Genomic DNA, 335 nt, shown 5'->3' on the forward strand with positions numbered 1-335 from the left:
ACTGCAGGGGGGACCCTGTGGGAGAGTAGGACACCGCCGGACTCCTTTTAAACAAAATGGCCACCCATCGTTGGGTGGCCATTTTGCGTTTACACGAAGAGAACAGGGAGCATCATGCCAGAAGAGGAACAGCGCCGTCCGCGTCGCAACGACGACAACGGACCGCGCGGGAACCGCGCTTCTGGCGGACGCCCCAACTACAGCAGCCGCGATGGTGGCGCTCCCCGTCGTGAGGGCGGCTACACCCGTGATGGCGGTGCTCCCCGTCGTGACGGTGATACGCCTCGTCGTGAGGGCGGCTACAACCGCGATGGCGGTGCTCCCCGTCGTGACGG

1 pseudogene is annotated in these 335 nt (G+C 64.8%); it reads left to right on the forward strand.

The window, feature by feature from the left end:
- Positions 1–114 precede the first annotated feature (114 nt).
- Positions 115–335 (forward strand): annotated as a pseudogene (locus AX744_RS21030) (hypothetical protein); the annotation flags it as partial.

The organism is Microbacterium sp. CCH5-D1 (assembly GCF_001557335.1).
In the GTDB taxonomy this organism is placed as follows: Bacteria; Actinomycetota; Actinomycetes; order Actinomycetales; family Microbacteriaceae; genus Microbacterium; species Microbacterium oxydans.